Source organism: Geodermatophilus sp. CPCC 206100 (assembly GCF_048569675.1).
GTDB lineage: Bacteria > Actinomycetota > Actinomycetes > Mycobacteriales > Geodermatophilaceae > Geodermatophilus.
Map to the genome: position 1 here is coordinate 114,703 of NZ_JAQISV010000016.1, position 23,101 is coordinate 137,803.

19 protein-coding genes and 1 pseudogene are annotated in these 23,101 nt (G+C 76.1%); 13 read left to right on the forward strand and 7 right to left on the reverse strand.

Annotated features, from left to right (window positions below; all coding sequences use genetic code 11):
• Positions 1-73 precede the first annotated feature (73 nt).
• Both PGN05_RS09795 and PGN05_RS09800 read left to right on the forward strand, forming a co-directional pair.
• Positions 74-859 carry a transglutaminase-like domain-containing protein gene (locus PGN05_RS09795; RefSeq protein WP_419752339.1) on the forward strand — a complete coding sequence of 262 codons (786 nt, stop codon included), beginning with the start codon at positions 74-76 and terminating at the stop codon, positions 857-859.
• A 35-nt stretch (positions 860-894) separates the two neighbouring features.
• Positions 895-1,422, forward strand: a complete 528-nt coding sequence (locus tag PGN05_RS09800) for an NUDIX domain-containing protein (RefSeq protein WP_419752340.1) — start codon at positions 895-897, stop codon at positions 1,420-1,422.
• 47 nt (positions 1,423-1,469) lie between these two features.
• Here PGN05_RS09800 and PGN05_RS09805 read toward each other — a convergent pair whose 3' ends face one another.
• The gene (locus tag PGN05_RS09805) at positions 1,470-2,894 is read right to left on the reverse strand and encodes a dihydrolipoyl dehydrogenase family protein (RefSeq protein WP_419752341.1); all 1,425 of its coding nucleotides are present in this window, start codon (positions 2,892-2,894) and stop codon (positions 1,470-1,472) included.
• Between the two features lie 34 nt (positions 2,895-2,928).
• On the opposite strand from PGN05_RS09805, the gene PGN05_RS09810 reads away from it, so the two are divergent.
• From PGN05_RS09810 to PGN05_RS09835, 6 genes are all read left to right on the forward strand, one after another.
• Positions 2,929-3,441, forward strand: a complete 513-nt coding sequence (locus tag PGN05_RS09810) for a flavin reductase family protein (protein ID WP_419752342.1) — start codon at positions 2,929-2,931, stop codon at positions 3,439-3,441.
• A 156-nt stretch (positions 3,442-3,597) separates the two neighbouring features.
• Entirely contained in the window at positions 3,598-4,110 is a 513-nt protein-coding gene (locus PGN05_RS09815) for a sigma-70 family RNA polymerase sigma factor (RefSeq protein WP_419752343.1), read from the forward strand.
• Positions 4,094-5,185, forward strand: coding sequence for a hypothetical protein (locus PGN05_RS09820; protein WP_419752344.1), 1,092 nt, complete (start codon positions 4,094-4,096; stop codon positions 5,183-5,185). Before PGN05_RS09815 ends, PGN05_RS09820 begins: the two co-directional genes overlap by 17 nt.
• A gap of 19 nt (positions 5,186-5,204) precedes the next feature.
• Entirely contained in the window at positions 5,205-6,188 is a 984-nt protein-coding gene (locus PGN05_RS09825) for an ABC transporter ATP-binding protein (protein ID WP_419752345.1), read from the forward strand.
• A complete protein-coding gene (locus PGN05_RS09830) occupies positions 6,185-7,033 on the forward strand; it encodes an ABC transporter permease (protein ID WP_419752346.1) in 849 nt (282 codons plus the stop codon). Before PGN05_RS09825 ends, PGN05_RS09830 begins: the two co-directional genes overlap by 4 nt.
• 43 nt (positions 7,034-7,076) lie before the next feature.
• Positions 7,077-9,680, forward strand: a complete 2,604-nt coding sequence (locus PGN05_RS09835) for a bifunctional FO biosynthesis protein CofGH (RefSeq protein ID WP_419752347.1) — start codon at positions 7,077-7,079, stop codon at positions 9,678-9,680.
• An 87-nt stretch (positions 9,681-9,767) separates the two neighbouring features.
• Here PGN05_RS09835 and PGN05_RS09840 read toward each other — a convergent pair whose 3' ends face one another.
• Together PGN05_RS09840 and PGN05_RS09845 are read right to left on the reverse strand one after the other, a co-directional pair.
• On the reverse strand, positions 9,768-11,642 hold the full coding sequence (locus tag PGN05_RS09840) for a putative bifunctional diguanylate cyclase/phosphodiesterase (RefSeq protein ID WP_419752348.1): 1,875 nt from the start codon (positions 11,640-11,642) through the stop codon (positions 9,768-9,770).
• Between the two features lie 80 nt (positions 11,643-11,722).
• Complete coding sequence (locus tag PGN05_RS09845) at positions 11,723-12,616, reverse strand: ATP-grasp fold amidoligase family protein (RefSeq protein ID WP_419752349.1); 894 nt, start codon at positions 12,614-12,616, stop codon at positions 11,723-11,725.
• A 112-nt stretch (positions 12,617-12,728) separates the two neighbouring features.
• Between PGN05_RS09845 and PGN05_RS09850 the strand changes: the two genes are divergently transcribed.
• The 4 genes from PGN05_RS09850 to PGN05_RS09865 all read left to right on the forward strand — a co-directional run bounded on the left by PGN05_RS09850 (position 12,729) and on the right by PGN05_RS09865 (position 16,539).
• The gene (locus PGN05_RS09850; protein ID WP_419752350.1) at positions 12,729-13,376 is read left to right on the forward strand and encodes a haloacid dehalogenase-like hydrolase; all 648 of its coding nucleotides are present in this window, start codon (positions 12,729-12,731) and stop codon (positions 13,374-13,376) included.
• Positions 13,377-13,395: 19 nt separating this feature from the next.
• Complete coding sequence (locus PGN05_RS09855; protein ID WP_419752351.1) at positions 13,396-13,713, forward strand: LuxR family transcriptional regulator; 318 nt, start codon at positions 13,396-13,398, stop codon at positions 13,711-13,713.
• A 56-nt stretch (positions 13,714-13,769) separates the two neighbouring features.
• The gene (locus tag PGN05_RS09860; protein WP_419752352.1) at positions 13,770-14,795 is read left to right on the forward strand and encodes an NADPH:quinone reductase; all 1,026 of its coding nucleotides are present in this window, start codon (positions 13,770-13,772) and stop codon (positions 14,793-14,795) included.
• A gap of 214 nt (positions 14,796-15,009) precedes the next feature.
• Positions 15,010-16,539 (forward strand): AMP-binding protein, encoded by a 1,530-nt coding sequence (locus tag PGN05_RS09865; RefSeq protein WP_419752353.1) that lies wholly within the window; start codon positions 15,010-15,012, stop codon positions 16,537-16,539.
• 25 nt (positions 16,540-16,564) lie between these two features.
• Here the strand turns inward: PGN05_RS09865 and PGN05_RS09870 are convergent, their stop codons facing one another.
• From PGN05_RS09870 to PGN05_RS09880, 3 genes are read right to left on the reverse strand one after another with little or no spacing between them, the layout of a single operon-like run.
• Positions 16,565-17,728: an acyl-CoA dehydrogenase family protein gene (locus PGN05_RS09870; RefSeq protein ID WP_419752354.1), complete on the reverse strand. Its 1,164-nt coding sequence runs from the start codon at positions 17,726-17,728 to the stop codon at positions 16,565-16,567.
• On the reverse strand, positions 17,725-19,719 hold the full coding sequence (locus PGN05_RS09875) for a biotin carboxylase N-terminal domain-containing protein (RefSeq protein WP_419752355.1): 1,995 nt from the start codon (positions 19,717-19,719) through the stop codon (positions 17,725-17,727). Before PGN05_RS09875 ends, PGN05_RS09870 begins: the two co-directional genes overlap by 4 nt.
• Positions 19,720-19,771: 52 nt before the next feature.
• Positions 19,772-21,385: a carboxyl transferase domain-containing protein gene (locus tag PGN05_RS09880; RefSeq protein WP_419752356.1), complete on the reverse strand. Its 1,614-nt coding sequence runs from the start codon at positions 21,383-21,385 to the stop codon at positions 19,772-19,774.
• Positions 21,386-21,442: 57 nt separating this feature from the next.
• Here PGN05_RS09880 and PGN05_RS09885 point away from each other — a divergent pair, with 57 nt between their 5' ends.
• The gene (locus PGN05_RS09885; protein ID WP_419752357.1) at positions 21,443-22,036 is read left to right on the forward strand and encodes a TetR/AcrR family transcriptional regulator; all 594 of its coding nucleotides are present in this window, start codon (positions 21,443-21,445) and stop codon (positions 22,034-22,036) included.
• Positions 22,037-22,049: 13 nt separating this feature from the next.
• Here PGN05_RS09885 and PGN05_RS09890 read toward each other — a convergent pair.
• Positions 22,050-23,101, reverse strand: a pseudogene (locus PGN05_RS09890) (hypothetical protein); the annotation flags it as partial.

Genomic DNA, 23,101 nt, shown 5'->3' on the forward strand with positions numbered 1-23,101 from the left:
GGACGCCGGCCGCCGGTGCTGCCGTGGGGGACGACACACCGGAGTGGACCTGCCCGGACGCGACCATGGGCGGGTGCGTACCGACGTCGCCGCGACCCTGACGATCTCCTCCCCCGCCCCGTCGGCGGCCCTGCTCCAGGTGGCCGCCGCGGCGCCCGCGGAGGAGCAGCTGACCGTGCTGTGCGACGGCCGGCCGCTGACGGTCGAGGAGTTCGCCGTCGGCGAGGCCCGCGTGCACCGGGTGGAGCTCGGCGCCGGGACGACGACGGTCGCCTACACCGCCGCCGTGGAGGGCGGCGGCGCCCCGCGGCCGGTGTCCCCGGCGGCGTGGGCCGAGGCGCTGCGCCCCAGCCGGTACTGCCCCTCCGACCAGCTCGAGGGCTTCGCGTCCACCGAGTTCGACCGCACCCTCCCCCGCGCCGAGCTGGTCGAGCGCGTGGCGGCCTGGGTGCACGACCGGCTCGTCTACACCGCCGGGGCCAGCCGCCCGGTCGACACCGCCGTCGACACGCTGCTGGCCGGCCGCGGCGTGTGCCGCGACTACGCGCACCTGACGGTCACCCTGCTGCGCGCCCTCGAGGTGCCGGCCCGGCTGGTCGCGGTGTACGCGCCGGGGCTGGACCCGATGGACTTCCACGCGGTCGTCGAGGCTGACATCGACGGCACCTGGTGCGTCGTGGACGCCACCCGCCTGGCGCCGCTGCGGTCGCTGGTGCGCATCTGCTCGGGCCGCGACGCCGCCGACACGGCCTTCCTCACCACGCTGGGCGGGGTGGCCCGCTTCCGGTCGATGACGGTCACGGCGACCGTCGCCGGCCGGCTGCCCGAGTTCGGCACGGCGCCGTACGCGCTCCCCTGACGCTGGCCCGGAGCGGGCCCGGCAGGATGGCCGGCATGCGCACCACGGACAGCAGGGAGGTCTACCGCAACCCGTGGATCCGGGTGCGGGAGGACCAGGTCGAGCTCGCCGACGGGTCGGCCGGCGTCTACGGCGTCATCGAGAAGGCGCACTTCGCGCTGGTGCTCCCCGCCGAGCGCGACGGGTTCTGGCTGGTCGAGCAGTACCGCCACCCGGTCGCCCGGCGCACCAGCGAGTTCCCGCAGGGCACCTGGACCCCCGGCTCCACCGGCAGCCCCGAGGAGCTCGCCCGCGCCGAGCTGGCGGAGGAGACCGGCCTGCGCGCCGGGTCGCTGCGGCACCTGGGCCACCTCGACCTCGCCCCCGGGCAGAGCACCCAGGAGTTCGACGTCTGGCTGGCCACCGACCTCGTCCCCGGCCCGACCGCCCGCGAGGTCACCGAGCTCGACATGCGGTCGGTGTTCGTGACCGAGGCCGAGCTGCGGGCGATGGTCCGCGACGGCCGGTTCACCGACGGCCCGAGCCTGGCCGCCTACAGCCTGCTGCTCCTCGACCGCCTCTGACGCCGCCCCCCTGAGGCCTTTGTGGCCACGATGGCCGCTCCCGGGGATCAGGAGTCGCGCCAGGTCTCCAGCAGGCGCAGCCAGATCTCGCTCATCGTCGGGTAGGCCGGCACCGCGTGCCACAGCCGGGTGATCGGCACCTCGGCGGCCACCGCGATCGTCGCCGCGTGCAGCAGCTCGGCCACCCCGGGCCCGACGAAGGTGACCCCGAGCAGCACCTCCCGCTCGGGATCGACCACGGCCACCGCCGTCCCCGTGTAGCCGTCGCCGTGCAGCGACGCCCCGGCGACACTGCCCAGCGGGTACTCCACGACGCGGTGCGGCACGCCGGCCTCCGCCGCCTGCGCCCGGGTCATCCCCACGCTGGCCACCTGCGGGTCGGTGAAGACCACCGAGGGGGTCGCCCGCCGGTCGGCGGTGGCGGCGGTCGGTGACCAGTCGGCCGTCGACACCTGCTCGCCGCGGACCCGGGCGACGATCGCCGCCCCGGCCTGGCGGGCCTGGTACTTGCCCATGTGCGTGAGCTGCCGGCGGCCGTTGACGTCGCCGACGCCGTACAGCCACGGCACGTCCCGGACCTGCAGCGAGTCGTCCACGTCGAGATACTCCCCGGGCGCCAGCCCGACCGTGTCCAGTCCCGCGTCCGCGGTGCGGGCCCGGCGGCCGACGGCGACCAGGACCTCGTCGCCGCGGACCTCGCCGTCGGTGCACGCCAGCACCACCTCCCCGCCCTCGCGCCGCGCGGACACGACGTCGGTGCCGAGCCGGACGTCGACGCCGCGCTCGCGCAGCGCGGCGGCGACCGCGTCGCCGGCCTCGGGCTCCAGGTCGTCGAGCAGCCGCTCCGCGCGCTGCAGCAGGGTCACCCGCGCGCCGAGCGCCTGCCACGCCGTCGCCATCTCGCAGCCGACGTAGCCGCCGCCGACGACGAGCAGCCGCCCGGGCGCCTCCTTGGCGCTGGTGGCCTCCCGCGGGGTCCACGGCGCGACGTCGGCCAGCCCGTCCACCGGGGGGACGGCGGCCTCCGACCCCGTGCACACCGCGACCGCGTGCCGGGCGGTCAGCCGGGTGCGCCGCCCGTCGCCGTCGGTGACCACCACCGTGCGCTCGCCGTCCAGCCGCCCGGTGCCGCGCACGAGCGTGATCCCGGCGCCGTCGACCCACCGCACCTGCGACGAGTCGTCCCAGGAGTGGGTGAACGAGTCGCGGCGGGCCAGGGTGGCGGCGACGTCCTGCTCACCGGTGACCGCCTGGCGCGCGCCGTCCACCGCCCGGGCGGCGGCGAGCGCCTCCGTGCCGCGCAGCAGCGCCTTGCTCGGCATGCACGCCCAGTAGGAGCACTCGCCGCCGACCAGCTCGGCCTCCACCAGCGCGGCGGTCAGCCCGCCCTTGACGACGACGTCCGCGACGTTCTCCCCCGTGGACCCGGCTCCGAGGACGACGACGTCGAACACCTGCTCCTGAGCGGCCACCGCTGCATCCTGGCGGTGTGGTCGACTGGCCGCCATGCCGGTCGACGCCGCCGCCTTCGCCGAGGCCCTGCGCCAGTACGCCGCCGGAGTGTGCCTGCTGACGGTCCGGGACGACATGGACGACGTCGGCACCACCGTCTCCTCGGTCATGAGCGTCTCGGCCGATCCCCCGCTGGTCGCCGTCGGGCTGGCCGCGGGCGGCTACCCCGCCGAGGTGCTCGAGGCGGTGGGCCGGTGCGGGCTGACCGTGCTGGCCGCCGAGCACGCGATCGTGGCCAGCCGGTTCTCCTCCGCGGGGCGGCCGAGCGCCCGGCACCTGCTGGAGTCGGTGCCCTGGCGGCGCGCCGCCGCGAGCGGGGCGATCGTGCTGGAGGGCGGGCCGGCGGCACTGGACTGCCGGCTGCACCGGATGGTGGAGGCCGGCGACCACGTGGTCGCGCTGCTCGAGGTCGACGACGTGCCGGTGCTCGCCCCGGGAGCCCGCCCGCTGCTGCGCCTGCGGGGCCGGTACGTCGGCGAGTCCGGTTCCCCCCTCGCCCGGCCGTGACGAGCCGACCCAGCAGAAATCCGCCGGCCCCTGTCACATCCAGGGCCCCGGCGGTGCTGAACAGGTGTGGAACTCGTACGGCCATCGGTCACCGCAGCAGTGCCCTTCCCCGGCGTGCGCGGCGTGGCCCGGCCCCGGTCTGAACGGGGCGCGGGCATGTCGCGGGGACGGGTCGACGTCCGGACCGACCTCGAGCAGGTCTTCCGCAGCCACTACGCGCAGGTCGTCGCCGTCGCCGCCCGCGTGCTCGGCTCGCGGGACTCGGCCGAGGACGTCGCCCAGGAGGTCTTCCTCTCCTTCGGCCGCTCCTCGGTGCCGGCGAGCGAGGCGGGTGGCTGGCTGACCGTGGCCGCGACCCACACCGCCCTCAACCTGCTCCGCTCCGGCCGGCGGCGCAGCGCCCGGGAGGAGGCCGCCGGGGACGGTCCGGGCGTCGTCCCCGACGTGGCCGAGCTCGTGATCACCGGTGACGAGCGGCGCTCCGTCCGGGCCGCGCTCGCCCGGCTGCCGCACAAGCAGGCGGCCGCGCTGGTCCTCCGCCACAGCGGCCTCAGCTACGCCGAGGTCGCCGCCGCCCTCGATCTGTCCCCAGGGAGCGTGGGCACCACCGTGCGCCGCGCCGAGTCCGTCCTGCTCAAGGAGCTGAACCGCCATGCGTCACCCGAGTGAGGGCGTCCTGCGCCGACTGGTCGACGAGCCGGCCGGCGTGACCGACGCCGACCGCGCCCACGTCGCCGGCTGCCCGACGTGCCTGCTCGCGCTGGAGGCCGCCGGCGCCGACGCGCGGCGCGTCGGCTCCGCGCTGGCTCCCTCCGGCGCCGCGACCCCCGACACCGACGCCGCCTGGGCCCGCTTCTCGGCGACGGCCGCGGCGACCGCCCCGCCCGCACCCCGGACCGTGGCTCCCGCCGCGCGCGGCCGGTGGTGGACGGCGGTGCGGCGGCCGGCCGTGGCGGCGGTCAGCGCGGTGGTCCTCGTGACCGGCGCCGGGGTCGCGGCCGCCAACGACTGGCTGCCGATCTTCCAGGCCGAGCGCGTCGACCCGATCGAGGTGACCTCCACCGACCTCGTGCAGCTGCCCGACCTCTCCGCCTACGGCGACCTGGAGATCACCCAGGAGCCCGACCCCGAGCAGGTGGCCGACGCCGCGACCGCGGCGGAGCGGACCGGGCTGGACGTCCCCGAGGTCACCGAGCTGCCCGAGGGCGTGACCGGGCAACCGGCCTACCAGGCCGCGGGCGTCGGAAGCGCCACCTTCACCTTCTCCGCCGACAAGGCGGCCCAGGCCGCGGCCGCCGAGGGCGAGGTCCCGCCCCCGCCGCCCGCCGGGATCGACGGCAGCCAGCTCCGGCTGCAGGCCGGTCCGGGCGTCGCCGCCGTGTGGTCCCAGCCGACGGGCGTGCCGACGCTCGTCGTGGCCCGGGTCGGCGCGCCGACGGTGGAGTCCTCGGGCGTCCCGTTCGAGACGGTGCGCGACTACCTGCTGTCCCTCCCCGGGCTGCCCGACGGGCTCGCGGACCAGCTCCGCGACCTGTCCGCGGACGGCGCGACGCTGCCCCTGCCCGTCCCGGCGGAGCTGGTCACCAGCTCGACCGCGGACGTCGGTGGGTCCGAGGCGACGGTCCTCACCTCCCGCAGCGGGCTCTTCGCCGGCGTGGTCTGGGTCGAGGACGGCGTGATGACCGGGGTCGCGGGGTCGCTCAGCGCCGACGAGCTCCTCTCGGTCGCCCGGTCGCTGCGCTGACGCCGCTAGCGTCCGCGGGATGACGTTCCAGCCGACTGCGGGACCCCCGGCCGACCGGCTGGCCGGCCTGCCGCCGTCCCCGGCGGTCTGGTGTTCCGGGCTGCGCAAGCGGTACGGACGCCGGACCGCCGTCGACGACGTGTCGTTCGCGGTCGGCCGCGGCGAGGTGCTCGGCCTGCTGGGCCCCAACGGCGCCGGGAAGACCAGCGTCATCAAGATGCTGCTGGGCCTCGTGCGGCCCGACGCCGGCGAGGTGCTGCTGCTCGGGCGGCGCTCGTCGGACCCGCGGTCCCGCGCCGCCGTCGGGTACCTCCCCGAGCTCTTCCGCTACCAGCCGTGGCTGACCCCCGTGGAGGTGCTCGGCCTGCACGTCCGGCTCGCCCGGGTCGACGTGCCCGCCGACGAGCGGCGGGAGTGCCTGGCCCTCGTCGGGCTCGCCGAGCGGTCGGGCGACCGGGTGGGCGGGTTCTCCAAGGGCATGCAGCAGCGGCTGGGCCTCGCCGTCGCGCTGGTCGCCCGTCCGGAGCTCGTCGTCCTGGACGAGCCCACCAGCGCGCTCGACCCGCTGGGCCGGGTCGACGTCCGCGACCTCGTGCTCACGCTCAAGTCCCGCGGCGTCGCCGTGCTGCTCAACTCCCACCTCATCGGTGAGGTCGAGCGGGTGTGCGACCGGGTGGTCATCCTCGACCGGGGCCGGGTGGCCGCCTCGGGCACCCTCGCCGAGCTGCTCGGGCAGCGCGAGGTGCGTCTGCGGCTGGCCGGCGTGGACGGCCGGGCGGAGGACCGGCTGCGCGCCGCCGGCTCGACGAGCCGCAGCGGCGACTGGTTCACCGTCGCCCTCACGGCCGAGGACGACGGGGTCACCGTGCCCGACCTCGTGCGCGACCTGGTCGACCTCGGCGTCCGCGTGCACGCCGTCGAGCCGGCGCGGATCAGCCTCGAGGAGCGACTGCTCGGCATCCTGCGCCACGACGAGCCGAGCGCCGAGGGAGCGACCCGATGACGGCGCTGACCATCGCCGGGCTCACGCTGCGCGAGGCCGCCCGGCGGCGGGTGGTCTGGGCACTCCTGGCGCTGACCGTGGTGCTGCTGGCGCTGAGCGGCTGGGGCTTCTCCAAGCTGGTCGGCCTCGACACCGAGCTGGGCACGATGACCAGCGGCGAGGCCCGCCTGGTGGCCTCCCTCCTGCTCAACCTGATCATGTTCGGGCTGAGCCTCATCGCCGCGATCGGGACGGCGTTCCTGGCGGGCCCCACGCTCGCCGGCGAGGTGGAGTCGGGGCAGGCGCTGGCGATCCTCGCGCGCCCGGTCCGCCGGTCGGCCGTCCTGCTCGGCAAGTGGCTGGGCCTGGTCGGCTTCGGCGCCGGGTACGTGGTCCTCGCCGGCCTCGCCGAGATCCTCGTCGTCCGTGTGGCGGTCGGCTACTGGCCCCCGTCACCCGCCGCGGGGCTCGCGCTGCTCGCGGGCCAGACCGTCGTGCTGCTGACGCTCGCCCTCCTGCTGTCCAGCGTCGTCTCGCCGATGGCGTCGGGCATCATCGCGGTCGGCCTGTTCGGGGCGACCTGGGTCGCCGGTGTGGTCGGCGGGATCGGCGGGGCCCTGGGCAACGAGGGCGTCGAGCGCGTGGGCACCGTGTCGCGGATGATCCTGCCCACCGACGGCCTGTGGCGCGGCGCCATGAACGCCTTCCAGGACCCGATCGCCCTCGTCCAGATGGGCCCCGGGGAGGGCGGGTTCCCCTTCCTCAGCGAGGCGCCGCTGGCACCGGCCTACCTGGTGTGGGCGGCCGTGTGGGTGGCCGCCATCTGGGGGCTGACCGCCCTGTCCTTCCAGCGCCGGGACGTGTGAGGGAGGGCCCCCGGCGGGGCCCCAGGGGATAGCGTCGGCCGCGATGACCGAGCCGCTGATCCCCACCGAGTCCGCCGTCCGCCGGGCGGTCGCCCGCGCCGAGCGCGGCGCCACCCTGGACGCCACCGAGGCCGAGGTCCTGCTGTCGGCCCGCGGCCTGGCCCCGGGCGAGCCGCTGGACCGGCTGCTGACCGCCGCCTCCCGGGTCCGGGACGCCGGGCTGGCCTCGGCCGGCCGGCCGGGCGTGGTGACCTACAGCCGCAAGGTGTTCATCCCGCTGACCCACCTGTGCCGGGACCGCTGCCACTACTGCACGTTCGTCACCACCCCCGGTGCGCTGCGCCGGGAGGGCAGGGCGCCGTTCCTCTCCCCGGACGAGGTGCTGGACGTGGCCCGCGCCGGTGCCGCCCTGGGCTGCAAGGAGGCGCTGTTCACCCTCGGCGACCGGCCCGAGGACCGCTGGCCGGTCGCGGCGGAGTGGCTGGAGGCGCACGGCTTCGACTCGACGCCGGCCTACCTGCGGGCGATGGCGATCCGGGTGCTGGAGGAGACCGGGCTGCTGCCGCACCTCAACCCGGGCGTGCTGACCTGGGAGGAGATCCAGCGGCTCAAGCCGGTGTCGGCGTCGATGGGGATGATGCTCGAGACCACGGCGACCCGGCTGTGGTCGCAGCCCGGCGGCCCGCACTTCGGCTCCCCGGACAAGGAGCCGGCGGTGCGGCTGCGGGTGCTGGAGGACGCCGGGCGCTCCGCGGTCCCGTTCACCACCGGCGTGCTGCTCGGCATCGGGGAGAACGCCGCCGAGCGGGTCGACGCCATCGGCGCGATCCGGGCCGCGCACGCCCGGCACGGGCACGTGCAGGAGGTCATCGTCCAGAACTTCCGGGCCAAGCCGCGCACCGCGATGGCCGCCCACGACGACCTGGAGCTGCAGGAGTACGCCGCGGCCGTGGCCGTCACCCGGCTGCTGCTCGGCCCGCGGGCGCGGGTGCAGGCTCCGCCGAACCTCAGCGACTCCACCGAGCTGGGACTGCTGCTGCGGGCCGGCGTCGACGACTGGGGCGGGGTGTCCCCGCTGACGCCCGACCACGTCAACCCCGAGCGGCCGTGGCCCAACATCGACAAGCTGGCCGCGCTCACCGCGGAGGCGGGCTTCGAGCTGCGGGAGCGCCTCGCCGCCCAGCCCCGCTACGTGCTGGAGCCCGAGCCGTGGCTGGACCCGCGGGTGCGCCCACACGTGGCCGCCCTGGCCGGCCCCGACGGGCTGGCCGTGGAGGGACGCCTCCCGGCCGGGCTGCCGTGGCAGGAGCCCGACGAGGCGTGGACGTCGGCGGGCCGGGTGGACCTGCACGTCGAGGTCGACACCGTCGGGCGCACCGGCGACCGGCGCAGCGACTTCGACGCCGTCTACGGCGACTGGGCCGAGCTGCGTGACCGGACGACGTCCGCCCGCGACGGGCACTCCACCGCCCTGGCCACCGGCGACCCCGGGGTGCGGGCCGCGCTGCGGCGCGCGGAGGCCGACCCGGCCGGGCTGACCGACGCGGAGTACCTGGCGCTGCTCGGCGCGGACGGCAGCGACCTCGAGGCGCTGTGCGCGCTGGCCGACGCCGTCCGCCGGGACGTCAACGGCGACGACGTCACCTACGTCGTCAACCGGAACATCAACTTCACCAACGTCTGCTACACCGGCTGCCGGTTCTGCGCCTTCGCCCAGCGGCGCACCGACGCCGACGCCTACACCCTGTCGCTGTCCCAGGTCGGCGACCGGGTCGACGAGGCGTGGGCCGCCGGGGCCACCGAGATCTGCATGCAGGGCGGCATCCACCCCGACCTGCCCGGCAGCGCCTACCTCGACCTGGCCCGCGAGGTGAAGCGCCGGCAGCCGGCCATCCACCTGCACGCCTTCTCACCCATGGAGATCGTCAACGGCGCCGCCCGCACCGGGCTGTCGTTCGAGGAGTTCCTGGTCGCCGCGCGAGAGGCGGGCCTGGACAGCGTGCCCGGGACGGCGGCGGAGATCCTCGACGACGACGTCCGCTGGGTGCTCACCAAGGGCAAGCTGCCGGCCGCGACCTGGGTCGAGATCATCACGACCGCGCACCGGGTGGGCATCCCGACGACGTCGACGATGATGTACGGCCACGTCGACACCCCCGCCCACTGGGTGGCCCACCTGCGCACGCTGGCCCGCGTGCAGGACGAGACCGGCGGCTTCACCGAGTTCGTGCTGCTGCCCTTCGTCCACCACAGTTCGCCGATCTACCTGGCCGGCGTCGCCCGCCCCGGGCCCACGGTGCGGGAGAACCGCGCGGTGCACGCCGTCGCCCGGCTGCTGCTGCACGGCCGCATCCCGAACATCCAGACCTCCTGGGTGAAGCTCGGGGACGCCGGCACGCAGACCGTGCTGCAGGGCGGGGCCAACGACCTCGGCGGCACGCTCATGGAGGAGACGATCAGCCGGATGGCCGGCAGCGAGAACGGCTCGCTGAAGACCATCGCGCAGCTGGAGGCGATGGCCGCGGCCATCGGGCGGCCGGCCCGCCAGCGGACCACCGAGTACGGGACGCCGTCGGCCGAGCGGATGGCCACCGCCCGCTCCGAGGCGGGCCGCCGCGCGCTGACCCTGTCGATCACCCCGCGCTGACCGCCGAGTGGCGGCCGGCCGTGGTCGGCACGGCCGGGGAGACCACGGCAGCCCGCTACTCGCCGGCACGCGGCGACGCGGGCCGGCTCAGCGGCGGACGAGCGGGGTGGGACAGCGCGGCGCGGGCAGTCGGACAGCCGGCACCCGGTCGCCGGCCGGGGTCTGGACCGCGGCGGGCTGCGGGCGGCCGAAGAGGTAGCCCTGCGCGTGCGAGCAGGCCAGGCCCCGGAGGACGGCGTGCTGCCCCTCGGTCTCCACGCCCTCGGCGACGACGTCCAGGTGCAGGCTGCGGGCCAGCTCGATGATCGAGGCGACGAGCGTCCGCGTCCGGATCCCCGTCTCGAGGTCCTGCACGAAGCTCCGGTCGATCTTGACGATGTCCGCGGGCAGCCGGCGCAGGTAGGAGAGGCTGGAGTAGCCGGTGCCGAAGTCGTCGATGGCGATGCGGACGCCGAGCGCCCGCAGCGAGCGCAGCTGCGCGACCACGGCGTCGACGTCGTGGACGAGCACCCCCTCGGTGACCTCCAGCGTCAGCTGGCGGGGCGGCAGGCCGCTGCCGGCCAGCGCGTCGCGCACGGTGGTGACCACGTCGTCGTCGGCCAGCTGCCGCGGCGAGAGGTTGACCGCGATGCCGATGGGCCGCTCGGCCTCCGCCGACCAGGTCGCGGCCTGGCGGGTCGCCTCGGTGAGCACCCAGCGGCCGATCGCGACGATGTGCGCGCCCTCCTCGGCGAGCGGGATGAACTCCGCCGGGGGCACCAGGCCGCGGGTCGGGTGGTGCCAGCGCAGCAGCGCCTCGTAGCCGGTCGTCGTGCCGGTGGGCAGGTCGACGGTCGGCTGGTAGTGGACCTCGAACTGGCCGGCCGGGATGGCCACGGTGAGGTCCTGCAGCAGCTCGGCCTTGTTCCGCGCCGCCTGGGCCATGCCGTCGGCGTAGTGGACGAGCCGGTTCTTGCCGAGCGCCTTGGCCATGTACATCGCCAGGTCGGCGTTGCGCAGCAGGGTGACCGCGTCCCGCTCGCCGGCGGTCTCGGTGTCGGCGACGCCGGCGCTCACGTGCAGCGCCACCGGCCGGCCGTCGACGGCGATCGGGTCGGCCAGGGCCAGCAGGATGCGCTCCCCCACGGTGCGGGCGAGCTCGGGACCGCCGTCCACCAGGACGGCGAACTCGTCGCCGCCGAGCCGGGCGACCTGGTCACCCGGGCGCACGCAGCCGGCGATGCGCCGGCCGACGGCCACGAGCAGCCGGTCGCCGGCCGCGTGCCCGCGGGCGTCGTTGACGTCGCGGAAGTCGTCGACGTCGAGCAGCAGCACGCTGACCGGGCGGGGATCGCACGCCAGCCGCCGGTCGGCGGCCTCCACCAGCTGGGTTCGGTTGGCCAGGCCGGTGAGCGGATCGCGCAGCTCCTGCTGCTCGTTCAGCCGCCAGGCCGCCAGGTGGGCGAGGCTGGCCGCCAGCACGAAGCCGCCGTGCAGCGCCGCCCACGTCCAGGGGTTGGAGGTGGCGTGGTCGTGCCCGAACACCGCCTGCGGAGCCAGCTTGCCGATCACGCCGTGGTGGCCGAGCACCACGAGCAGCGCGGCGCCGAACGGCATCCGGCTCTGGTACAGGGACACGATCCCGATGACGACGAAGAAGTGGAAGTGGGCCTCGGTCAGACCGTCGAGCAGCGCGACGAGGGCCACCGAGGCGGCGAGCAGGCTGGTGGTGGTCGCCGCTGCCTGGAGGCCGCGACCGGCACCGGGCAGCGCCAGGAACAGCAGGGGGTAGGCCACCGCCAGCGCGGCGAAGAGGCTGGTGAGGGCGTCCGCCCCGACGAACGGGCCGATCGCGGCGAGCGCCAGGGCCTGCACACCCGCGATGACGACGATGGCGCGGTGCCGGCGCCGCCAGACCTCGTCGGGCAGCATGCGGCCCTGCGGGAGCAGGCCGGAGAGCCGGGCGGGGAGTCTGCGGTACACGTCAGGGACATCGGCCGTCTACGAACGAGGTGAAGTCCCCCGCGCGGCTCCCACCCGAAGGGGGTGCCCCGCGCGAGCCCTCAGGCCGCGGCCTCCTCTACCGCCGGTCCGGGAGTCCACGCCCCCGCGGCGGCGGCCCGCCGCCCGGGCAGGGCCCACCAGCTGCCCAGCAGCGCGTCGACGTCGGGCTCCAGCGCCGTCCACCCGCCGCCGGGGTACGGGGTCAGCTCGCCGAACCAGAGCTCGCCGTCGTGCTCGTAGAAGTCGACGCGGAGCATGTCGAACCCGACGGCCAGGGCCGCGGCCGCCGCCAGCAGGTCGTCGAGCCGGCGCGGCGGCGGGGCCGGCGGTCCGGGGCGGTAGCCGGCCGTCCACGGCAGCGGCTGCCAGTCGGGGGTGTGGAACCGGATGCCGTGCTGGGCGCCCCGCCCGGTGTGCACCTCGACGACCCGGGGCACGCCGGCGAAGACCAGCACCTTGAGGTCGACGGGCACGTGGCCGGGCACGCCCACGAACTCCTCGACGAGCAGCCCGGGACGGGCGCGGCGGTAGGCCCACTCCTCGTTGAGCCGCCAGTACTCCTCCCCGACCCAGCCTGCGGTGCGGTCGGCGAGCACCGCGGGGTCGGCCGCGCCGGCACCCACGAGCACCCGCCGGCAGGAGTGGTTGGGCTTGAGCACCCAGTGCCGCGGGAGGCCGACCTCCGCCAGCTCCCGCACGTCGGTGCCCGACCACAGGGTCCGGGGCACCCGCACCAGGCCGGGCGCGAGCCGGCGGGCGGAGTCCTTCATGGCGAGCTTGTCGCAGGTCGGCGCCAGCAGCGCCCGCCGGTCGAGGCAGATGCGCCAGTTGAGCTTCTCGTTGAACGTGCGGGGTCGCAGCAGGGGTGGGAGGCGGCCGGTGACCTGCCGGTACTGCCGGATCCGCCGCACGACGGGGGGCACGGCCCGGGACTGGCGGTCGGCGGTCGGCACGGGCACTCCCCGACCCCACCAGCCCGGCTGCGCACCGGCAACGCGAGCGGCGCGGGTGCGGAGTGCCCCGGTGCAGGTTTCCTGCACCACCACACTCCGGTACTCCCCCGGCATGGACCCGACCGTCGTCGTCGACCTGGACAAGGTGCTGCTCGGCGGCGACGCCTCGACACTGTTCCTCGCCGGCCGGCTGAGGCAGGCCCCACTGCGCGCGCTGCCGCTGCTGGTCGCCGCGCCGGTGCTGCTGGTCGGCTCGGCGCTGCCCTGGACCCGGCCGCTGGCCGCACGACTCATGACCCGGCTGGCGGTCGGCGGACGGCGCGTCCCGGACGTCGAGGCGGTGGCCGGGGCCTACCGCGCCGCGCTGACCCGCCGCCCGGAGGCCGCGGTCGCCGAGGCGATCGCCTGCGTGCGGGCGCACCGGGCCGCGGGCGACCGGGTCGTCGTCGCCACCGGGTGCGAGGAGACCCTGGCCCGCGGCTTCCTGGCCGCGGTCGGGCTGGCCGACGTCGACGTCGTCGGGTCGACCGGCACCTGGCGCCGCCCGTGGGTCCGGCGGGCGATGGGCGAGGGGAAGGTCCGGCTGCTCACCGAGCGCGGGTACCCGCCACCGTGGGCGGCGGTCTACAGCGACAGCGCCTCGGACCTGCCGCTGTTCGCGGGCACGCCCCGTCCGGTGCTGGTCAACGCCGGGGAGCGCGCGGCCCGCGACGTGACCCGCGTCCTCGGCCGCCGTCCGGAGGTGGTCCGCTGGCGCTGAGGTCGGGAGGATGCCGCCCGTGACCGATCTGCAGCACCTGGCCGACGAGCTGCTGACCCGCGCCGGCGAGGCGTCGGCCCGCCGGGCCGCCCGGTCACTGCCGCACCCGGCCGACGGCCTCCGTCAGACCGTCCTGGCCCTGTTGGCCGGGTCCGAGCTGGCCGAGCACGAGGCGCCCGGCGCGGCCAGCCTGCAGGTGCTGCGCGGTCGGGCCCGGCTGGTCGCCGGCGCGGAGGTCCAGGAGCTCGGCCCGCACCACCTGACCCCGATCCCGCCGCGCCGGCACTCGCTGCACGCGGACGAGGACACCGTCGTCCTGCTGATCGTCGCCGGCTGACCGACGGAACGGATCCGTGCGCTGCACCCCACCCGCCGACCGGGTAGGGAGGACGCGTGCGAGCCATCACCTACACCCAGCCCGGCGGGCCCGACGTCCTGACCCTCACCGACCGGCCCGTGCCGGAGCCCGGTCCCGGCGAGGTCCGGGTGCGCGTGGCCTTCTCCGGGGTGAACCCCACCGACTGGAAGAGCCGCAGCGGCGCGACCGCCGGCGCCGCGCTCGGGGCGGACGGGCAGGTCCCCAACCAGGACGGTTCGGGCACCGTGGACGCCGTCGGCGAGGGCGTCGACCCGGTCCTGGTCGGCGAGCGGGTGTGGATCTGGGAGGCGGCCTGGCAGCGCCCCTCCGGCACCGCCGCCGAGTACACCGTCGTCCCCGCCCGACAGGTGGTGCTGCTCGGCGCCGGCCCCTCCTTCGAGCTGGGGGCCGCGCTGGGCATCCCCTTCCTCACCGCGCACCGCTGCCTGACCGTGGCCGAGTCGCTCCCCGACCGGCTCGGACCCGGCTCGCTGACCGGGCGCACCGTGCTCGTGCAGGGCGGCGCCGGCGCGGTGGGCAACGCCGCGATCCAGCTGGCCCGCTGGGCCGACGCCACCGTCATCGCCACCGTGAGCAGCCCGCGCAAGGCGCAGCTGGCCGCCGCCGCCGGGGCCAGCCACGTCGTCGACTACCGGGAGCAGGACGTCGTCGCCGAGGTCCACAAGATCACGACGAAGGGCGTCGACGCGGTCGTCGAGGTGGCGCCGGCGCAGAACGCGGCCGTCGACGCGCAGGTCGTCGGGCGGCACGGCGCGGTGGCGATCTACGCCAACAACGGCGGCGACCAGATGACGCTGCCGGTCCGCGCCTCGATGAACCCCAACGCCCGCTGGCAGTTCGTCCTCGTCTACACCGAGCCGGAGCGGGCCAAGGCCCTCGCCGTCGAGGACGTCAACGCCGCCGTGCAGGACGGCGCGGTCCGGGTGGGCGAGGACGCCGGGCTGCCGCTGCACGTCTACCCGCTGGCCGAGACCGCGCAGGCGCACCGTGCGGTCGAGGACGGCGCGGTCGGCAAGGTCCTCGTCGACGTCACCGCCTGAGCCGCGTCGCGGGGGTCGGCGGCGGCTCCCGGGTGGTGCGTCGGGAGAGCTGCGGGCGGGTCGATGGCGGCGGGCGAACGCCTCCCCATCGGCCTCGGCGAGGGTCAGCATGGGTGGCGTCGAGCAGCACCTCGTCGTGCCGCCCGGCGCCGGCGGAGGCCGTCGCTCTCGCGCCCGTCGTCCGCACCGCACCCCGGACCGGGAAGGACCCGTCATGATCATCCGCAGTCGGTTCCCCGCCGTCCCCATCCCCGACCAGACCCTGCCCGCGTTCCTGCTGGATCGCGCGGCCGAGCTCGGCGACGCGCCGGCGCTCGTCGACGGGGCCACCGGGAGAGTGACCAGCTACGCCGAGCTCGACGAGTCCGTGCACCGCGCCGCGGCCGGCTTCGCCGCCGCCGGCACCGCCCGGGGCGACGTCGTGGCGCTCATGGCCCCCAACTGCCCGGACTGGGCGGTGGCCCTGCTCGGCGCCCAGGCCGCCGGAGCCGCGGTGACGCCGATCAACCCGCTGGCACCGCCCGAGCAGGTCCTCGTCCAGCTGCAGGACTCCGGCGCCCGGTGTCTGGTGACCGTCCCTGCCCTGCTGGACCGCGTGGGGGTCGCCGCGGACAAGGCGGGCGTGACCGACCTCGTCGTCCTCGGCGAGGCACCCGGCGCCCGGTCCTTCGCCGAGCTGCTCGACGCCGAGAGGGGGCGGACCGTCGCCGGGAACCCCGCCGACGTCGCCCTGCTGCCGTACTCCAGCGGGACCACCGGCCTGCCCAAGGGCGTCCGGCTGACCCACCGGTCGCTGGTCGCCAGCTGTGCGCAGACCGAGCCGCTGTTCGCCTACGCCCCGACCGACACCACGGTCGCCGTGCTCCCGTGGTGGCACGCCGCCGGGTTCGCCACCCAGCTGGTGCACCCGCTGCACGAGGGCGCCACGACCGTGACGATGCCCCGCTTCGACCTGCCGGAGTTCCTCGGCCTGCTGACGCGCCACCGGGTGGCCAAGCAGATCGTGGTGCCGCCGATCGTGCTGGCGCTGGCCAAGCACCCGGCCGTCGACGACGCCGACCTCTCCGCGCTCGAGGTGCTCGGCAGCGGCGCGGCCCCGCTGGGCGCCGGGCTCGAGCAGGCCTGCGCCGCCCGCCTCGGCTGCGTGGTCCTGCAGGGCTACGGGATGACCGAGACCGGCCCCATGCTGGCCATCGCACCCCTGAGCGGGGGGCACGTCCGGCCGCCCGGGTCGGCCGGGATGCTGGTGGCCGGCACCGAGGCGCGGCTGGTCGACCCGATCAGCGGGCAGGACGCCGAGACCGGGGAGCTGTGGGTCCGCGGCGCGCAGGTCATGGCCGGGTACCTCAACGAGCCGGCGGCGACCGCGGCCACGCTCGACGCCGAGGGCTGGATGCGCACCGGCGACCTCGCGACCGTCGACGCCGATGGCTGGGTCTTCCTGCTCGACCGGGTCAAGGAGCTGATCAAGTACAAGGGCCACCAGGTCGCCCCCGCGGCGCTCGAGGCCGTGCTGATCACCCACCCGGCCGTGGCGGACGCGGCCGTGGTGGGGGTCCCCGACGAGGAGGCCGGCGAGCTGCCGCGGGCGTTCGTCGTCCGGAGCGGCACGGTCTCCGAGGAGGAGCTCATCGAGTACGTGGCCGACCGGGTGGCCCCCCAGGAGAAGGTGCGCGATGTCGTCTTCACCGACACGGTCCCCCGGTCGCCGACCGGCAAGGTGCTGCGCCGGCTGCTGAAGTGAGCCGGGAGCGCCGGACCTCCGGCTCTCAGCCGACGCCGAGGTCGCGGGCGATGAGCATCCGCTGCACCTCGCTGGTCCCCTCGCCGATCTCGAGGATCTTCGCGTCGCGGTAGAACCGGCCGACCGGGAACTCGTTCATGAAGCCGTACCCGCCGTGCACCTGGGTCGCGTAGCGGGCGTTGTCCATCGCGATCTCGGAGCTGTACAGCTTCGCGATCGACGCCTCGCGCTTGAACGGCTCCCCGCGGAGCATCTTCTCGGCCGCCCGGTAGTAGGCCAGCCGGGCGGTCGAGGCCCGCACCTCCATGTCGGCGATCATGAACTGGATCGCCTGGTTGCGGCCGATCGGCTGGCCGAACGCCTCGCGCTGGGCGGCGTACTTCACCGACTCGTCGACGCACCCCTGCGCGAGCCCGACGGCGAGCGCGGAGATCGCGATGCGCCCCTCGTCGAGGATCGACAGGAACTGCCCGTAGCCGCGGCCACGCTCGCCCACCAGGTTCTCCGCGGGGACGCGGCAGTCGCTGAAGGACAGCTCGCGGGTGTCGGAGGCGTTCCAGCCGACCTTCGAGTAGCGCTGGCCGACGCTGAACCCCGGCGTCCCCGACGGGATCGCGATGGCCGAGATCTCCTTGCCGCCGTCCGGCCGGGTGCCGGTGACGGCCGTGACGGTGACCAGCTCGGTCAGGTCCGTGCCGGAGTTGGTGATGAAGGCCTTGGCGCCGTTGACCACCCAGTGCCCGTCCTCCAGCCGCGCGGTGGTGCGGGTGGCTCCGGCGTCGGAGCCGCCGCCGGGCTCGGTGAGCCCGAAGGCCGCCAGCGCCTCGCCCTCGCACAGGCGCGGCAGCCACGTCCGCTTCTGCTCCTCGGTGCCGAACCGGTAGATGGGCATGGCCCCGAGCGAGACCCCGGCCTCCAGGGTGATCGCGACCGAGGAGTCCACCCGCGCCAGCTCCTCCAGCGCCACGCAGAGGGTGAAGTAGGTCCCGCCGGAGCCGCCGTACTCCTCGGGGAAGGGCAGCCCGAACAGGCCCAGCTCGCCCATCTGCCGCACGATCGCGGTGGGGAACTCGTCGCGCTCGTAGAACCCGCCGATCTGCGGCGCGATCACGTCCTGCGCGAACTCCCGCACCACCTTGCGCAGGGCCTCGGTCTCCTCGTCGAGCCGGTAGTCCAGCACCCGGGTCACTCCCCCTCGTCGGCGGCCGGTGGGGTCACCACGGCCACCCGCTCGTCGAGCCGGACCTGTTGGCCGGCCGTCACGCCGAGCTCGGTGACCGTCCCCGCGACGGGGGCGGTCAGCACGTGCTCCATCTTCATCGCCTCGACGACCAGGAGCGGGGTCCCCGCCTCCACCCGGTCGCCGACCGCCGCGCGCACCACCGTGACCGTGCCGGGCATGGGTGCGCCCACGACGCCGTCCCCGCCGGCGCCCTCGGCCGCGGAGTGCAGCCGCTCGTGCTCGCGGAGGGCGGTCACCCGCCCGTCCGCGGCCAGCCAGACCTCGCCCCCGGCGTGGACGACGGTGGAGCGGTGGGTGACGCCGTCCAGCGTCACGGCCAGCACGTCGCCGTCCCGGGTGGCCGAGGCGGGCACCGGGGCGCCGTCCCCGACGCACAGCTCCGCCGCCGACGACCGGCCGCGCAGCCGCACCGTCACCGGGTCCCCGCCGGCGGCCTGCAGGCGGCGGACCGTCCAGGCCGGCTCGCCCAGCCGCCAGCCATCGGGGACGTCCCAGCGGTCCACGACCGGACCCGTCGGCTCGGCCTCCAGCTGCAGCGCGAGCGCGGCGGCCGCGTACACGGCCGGGGACGGCGGCTCGGCGGCGGTGAGCGCCTCGCCGCGCCGCTCGATCAGGCCGGTGTCCAGGCGGCCGGCGACGACGTCGGGATCGGTGAGCAGCGCCCGCAGGAACGCCGTGTTCGTCGGCACGCCGAGGACGGCGGTGGCGCCGAGGGCGCCGACCAGCCGCGCGCGGGCGGTCTCCCGGTCGGGGCCGTGCGCGACCACCTTGGCCAGCATCGGGTCGTAGTCGGTGCCGACGACGGAGCCGGGCGCGAGCGAGCTGTCCAGCCGGACGCCGGCGCCGGTGGGCTCCCGCAGGCCGAGGACGGTGCCGGTCTGCGGGAGGAAGCCCCGCGCCGGGTCCTCGGCGTAGAGCCTCGCCTCGATCGCGTGCCCGTCCAGCCGGACGTCGTCCTGGCCGAACGGCAGCCGCTCCCCCGCCGCCACCCGCAGCTGCAGCTCGACCAGGTCCAGTCCGGTCACCATCTCGGTGACCGGGTGCTCGACCTGCAGCCGGGTGTTCATCTCCAGGAAGAAGAAGTCGGCCGGCCGTTCGGCGTCGACGATGAACTCGACCGTCCCCGCGCCGGTGTACCCGACCGCGCGGGCCGCCTCGACGGCGGCGGCGCCCATGGCGGCGCGCTGGGCGCCGTCCAGCAGCGGGGAGGGGGCCTCCTCGATGACCTTCTGGTGCCGCCGCTGCAGGCTGCACTCGCGCTCGCCCAGGTGGACGACGGTGCCGTGCGCGTCGCCGAGCACCTGCACCTCGATGTGCCGGGCCGCGCCGATGTAGCGCTCGACCAGGAGCGTGTCGTCGCCGAAGGAGCCGCGGGCCTCCCGCCGGGCGCCCGCGATCGCGTCGGGCAGCTCGGCCGCCGACCGCACCACCCGCATGCCCTTGCCGCCCCCGCCGGCGCTGGGCTTGAGCAGCACGGGGAAGCCGGCCTCGACCGCCGCGGCGGCGACCGCGTCGTCGTCCATGCCGGGCTCGGTCCGGCCGGGCACGACGGGGACGCCCGCGGCCATGACCGTCCGCTTCGCCCGGATCTTGTCGCCCATCGCCTCGATCGCGGCGACCGGCGGGCCGATGAAGGTGATCCCGGCCTTCTCGCAGGCCCGCGCGAACTCGACGTTCTCCGACAGGAAGCCGTAGCCGGGGTGGACCGCCTGCGCGCCGGTGCGGACCGCGGCGTCCAGGACCCGCTCGATCGACAGGTAGCTCTCGGCCGCGGGCGCCGGGCCGATGGGGACGGCGACGTCGGCGACGCGGGTGTGCAGCGCACCGGCGTCCGCCGCGCTGTACACGGCGACCGAGCGGATGCCCATCGACCGCAGCGTGCGGATGACGCGGACGGCGATCTCGCCGCGGTTGGCGACCAGGACGGTGTCGAACACGACCGTCACCACTCCCCGGTCAGGACGGCCTCTGTGGCCACCAAGGCCCCCTTCACATCCGGAAGACGCCGTAGCCGACGTCCTCGAGCGGCGCGTTGGCGCAGGCGGACAGGGCCAGGCCGAGCACGGTGCGGGTCTGCGCGGGGTCGATCACGCCGTCGTCCCACAGCCGGGCAGTGGCGTAGTAGGGGTGGCCCTGGTGCTCGTACTGGTCGCGGATCGGCTTCTTGAACGCCTCCTCCTCCTCGGCCGGCCACTCCTCGCCGCGGGCCTCCAGCCCGTCGCGGCGCACCTGCGCGAGGACCGACGCCGCCTGCTCCCCGCCCATCACCGAGATGCGGGCGTTGGGCCAGGTGAACAGGAAGCGGGGCGAGTACGCCCGGCCGCACATCGAGTAGTTGCCCGCGCCGAACGAGCCGCCGATGACGACGGTCAGCTTCGGCACCCGGGCGCAGGCGACGGCGGTGACCATCTTGGCGCCGTGCTTGGCGATGCCGCCGGCCTCGTAGTCGCGGCCGACCATGAACCCGGAGATGTTCTGCAGGAACAGCAGGGGGATGCTGCGCCGGTCGCAGAGCTCGATGAAGTGCGCACCCTTGAGCGCGGACTCGCTGAACAGCACGCCGTTGTTGGCGACGATGCCGACCGGGTGGCCGTGCAGCCGGGCGAACCCGGTGACCAGCGTCTGCCCGTAGAGCGGCTTGAACTCGGCGAAGCGGCTGCCGTCGACCAGCCGCGCGATCACCTCGCGGACGTCGTAGGGGGTGCGCGGGTCCGGCGGCACGACCTCGTAGAGCGTCTCCGCTGGGTACAGGGGCTCCTCGGCCGGCTCGACGTCCCACGGCCGGGGGCTGCGCGGGCCCAGCGTGCCGACGATCTGCCGGACCAGCTGGAGCGCGTGCGCGTCGTCCTCGGCGAGGTGGTCGGTCACCCCGCTGACCCGGCTGTGCAGGTCGCCGCCGCCGAGCTCCTCCGCCGTGACGACCTCGCCGGTCGCGGCCTTCACCAGCGGCGGGCCGCCCAGGAAGATCGTGCCCTGCTCGCGGACGATGACCGCCTCGTCGCTCATCGCCGGCACGTAGGCACCGCCCGCGGTGCACGACCCGAGGACGGCGGCGATCTGCGGGATGCCGGCCTTCGACATCGTCGCCTGGTTGTAGAAGATCCGGCCGAAGTGCTCGCGGTCGGGGAAGACCTCGTCCTGCAGCGGCAGGAAGGCGCCGCCGGAGTCGACCAGGTAGACGCACGGCAGCCGGTTGGCCAGCGCCACCTCCTGCGCCCGCAGGTGCTTCTTCACCGTGATCGGGTAGTAGGTGCCGCCCTTGACGGTGGCGTCGTTGGCCACGACGACGCACTCCCGGCCGGCGACCCGGCCGATGCCGGTGATGATCCCGGCGGCCGGGGCGTCCCCGCCGTAGAGACCGTGCGCGGCCAGCGGGGAGAGCTCGAGGAAGGGGCTGCCGGGGTCGAGCAGGGCGTCGACCCGCTCGCGGGGCAGGAGCTTGCCGCGCTCGACGTGCCGCTGCCGCGCCCGCTCCCCGCCGCCCTCGGCCACCCGCCGCAGCTGCGCGGCCAGGTCGGCGGCCAGCTCCGCGTGCACGGCGGCGTTGCGCGCGCCGGCCGCCGCGTCGGCAGCGGAGCTCCGGGGCAAAACGGGGGCATCCACGGCCCGGATGTTAACGGCGGTTCACTCGCCGGGTCAACGAGCGTTAACATCCGGTCCGTGGCCGACGTCGACACCGCCCTGCACGCCGACGCGGCGCGGCCGTCGCGCCGCGAGCAGATCCTGCGGGCGGCCGCCCAGCTGTTCGCCGAGCGCGGGTCCCGCGCGGTGGGCGTCGACGACGTCGGTGCGGCGGTCGGGGTGACCGGCCCGGCGATCTACCGGCACTTCGCCAGCAAGGACGCGATGCTGGCCGAGATGCTGGTCGGCATCAGCGAGCGGCTGCTCGCCGGCGGCACCGGCCAGGTGGCCGCCGCCGGCGCGGAGCCGCTGGCCCAACTGCGCTCGCTGATCGCCTTCCAGGTCGACTTCGCCCTGGACAACCCCGCGTTGATCACCGTGCACGACCGCGACCTCGTCTCACTGACCGAGGCCGACGCCGCCCAGGTGCGGAGGCTGCAGCGCCGCTACGTCGAGGTGTGGGTGGGCGTGCTGGGCCGGCTGCACCCGCAGGCGGACACCGCCGCGAGCCGGGCGCGGGCGCACGCTCTGTTCGGACTGGTCAACTCGACGCCGCACAGCGCCGGGCGGCTGCCCCGGGAGCGGATGGCCGTCCTGCTGGCCGCGATGGCCGAGGCCGCCGCCACCTCGTAGGCGCGCCCCGGCCTCAGGCGGTGGGCTCCGGCATGGGGAGGACGAGGCCGGCGGAGGCGACGACGTCGAGGTCGGCGGCGCTGCCCCCGGAGCCCGGACCCGCCCACGCGGTCTCGACGATGGTGACGGTGCTGCCGGAGACGGCGCTGGCGTACTCCGCCCCGGACAGGGCCTGCGGGCTCCCGGCGTAGCGCACGCCCTCCCGCAGCAGGTCGCTGACGTTGCCGCTGCCGTTGCGGTCGGTCAGCGCGCGCAGCTCGCGGGCGCCGGCGGTGTCGGGCATGGCCACCGTCGACACCGAGACCACCACCGGCCGCCCGGCGACGTCGGTCGAGTACAGCGCCCGGGCCAGGCCGGTGCAGTCGCCCTGGGCGAAGAAGTCGGCCACCTCGCCGTAGGCGTTGCCGGCGCACGTCGGGTCGACCTGCACCCCCTGGACGACGAACGTCCGGCCGTCGACCACCTCGCTGTCGCCCGGCTGCGGCCCGGTCTCCTCCAACGCCGGCGCGGTCGACGCCGAGGCCGCGGACGTGCCCGCCTGGGAGGACGCGGAGGGGTCGTCGTCCCCGCCGAGCAGGAGCGCTCCGCCGACCCCGAGGACGACGACGAGCAGCAGCGCGGCCGCGACCAGCAGCAGCGTGCGCCGGGACGAGGCCGGGCGGCGCCGGGGACCCACCAGCGGGACCCCGGCGGCGGGCGGCGCGGGAGGCGGCGGGGCGACCGGCGGCGCGACCGCGGCCTCGTCGGGCTCCGCCTCGGCCGGCGGGGACCCGGCGAAGAGCCCCCCGATGCCGCCGGTCTCCTCGACGCCGACGGTGCGGCCGACCAGGGTGTCCCGCGGCTGCTCGACCGCCGGCTGCTCGACCGGCGGCGGGGGTGCCGGCGCCTCGACGGGCGCGGCCGCCGGCACCGCGGCCGGCTCCCGGAGATCGGCCGGCTCGCCGGGCCGGGCCAGCGCCTGGGCCACCGCCGCGTCCCGGGCGGAGGCGGCGCGGGCGGCGGCCTCCTCGTCGGCGCGGGTCGCCGCGGCGGCCACCGCGGCAGCGGCGACCGGGGCGACCAGGG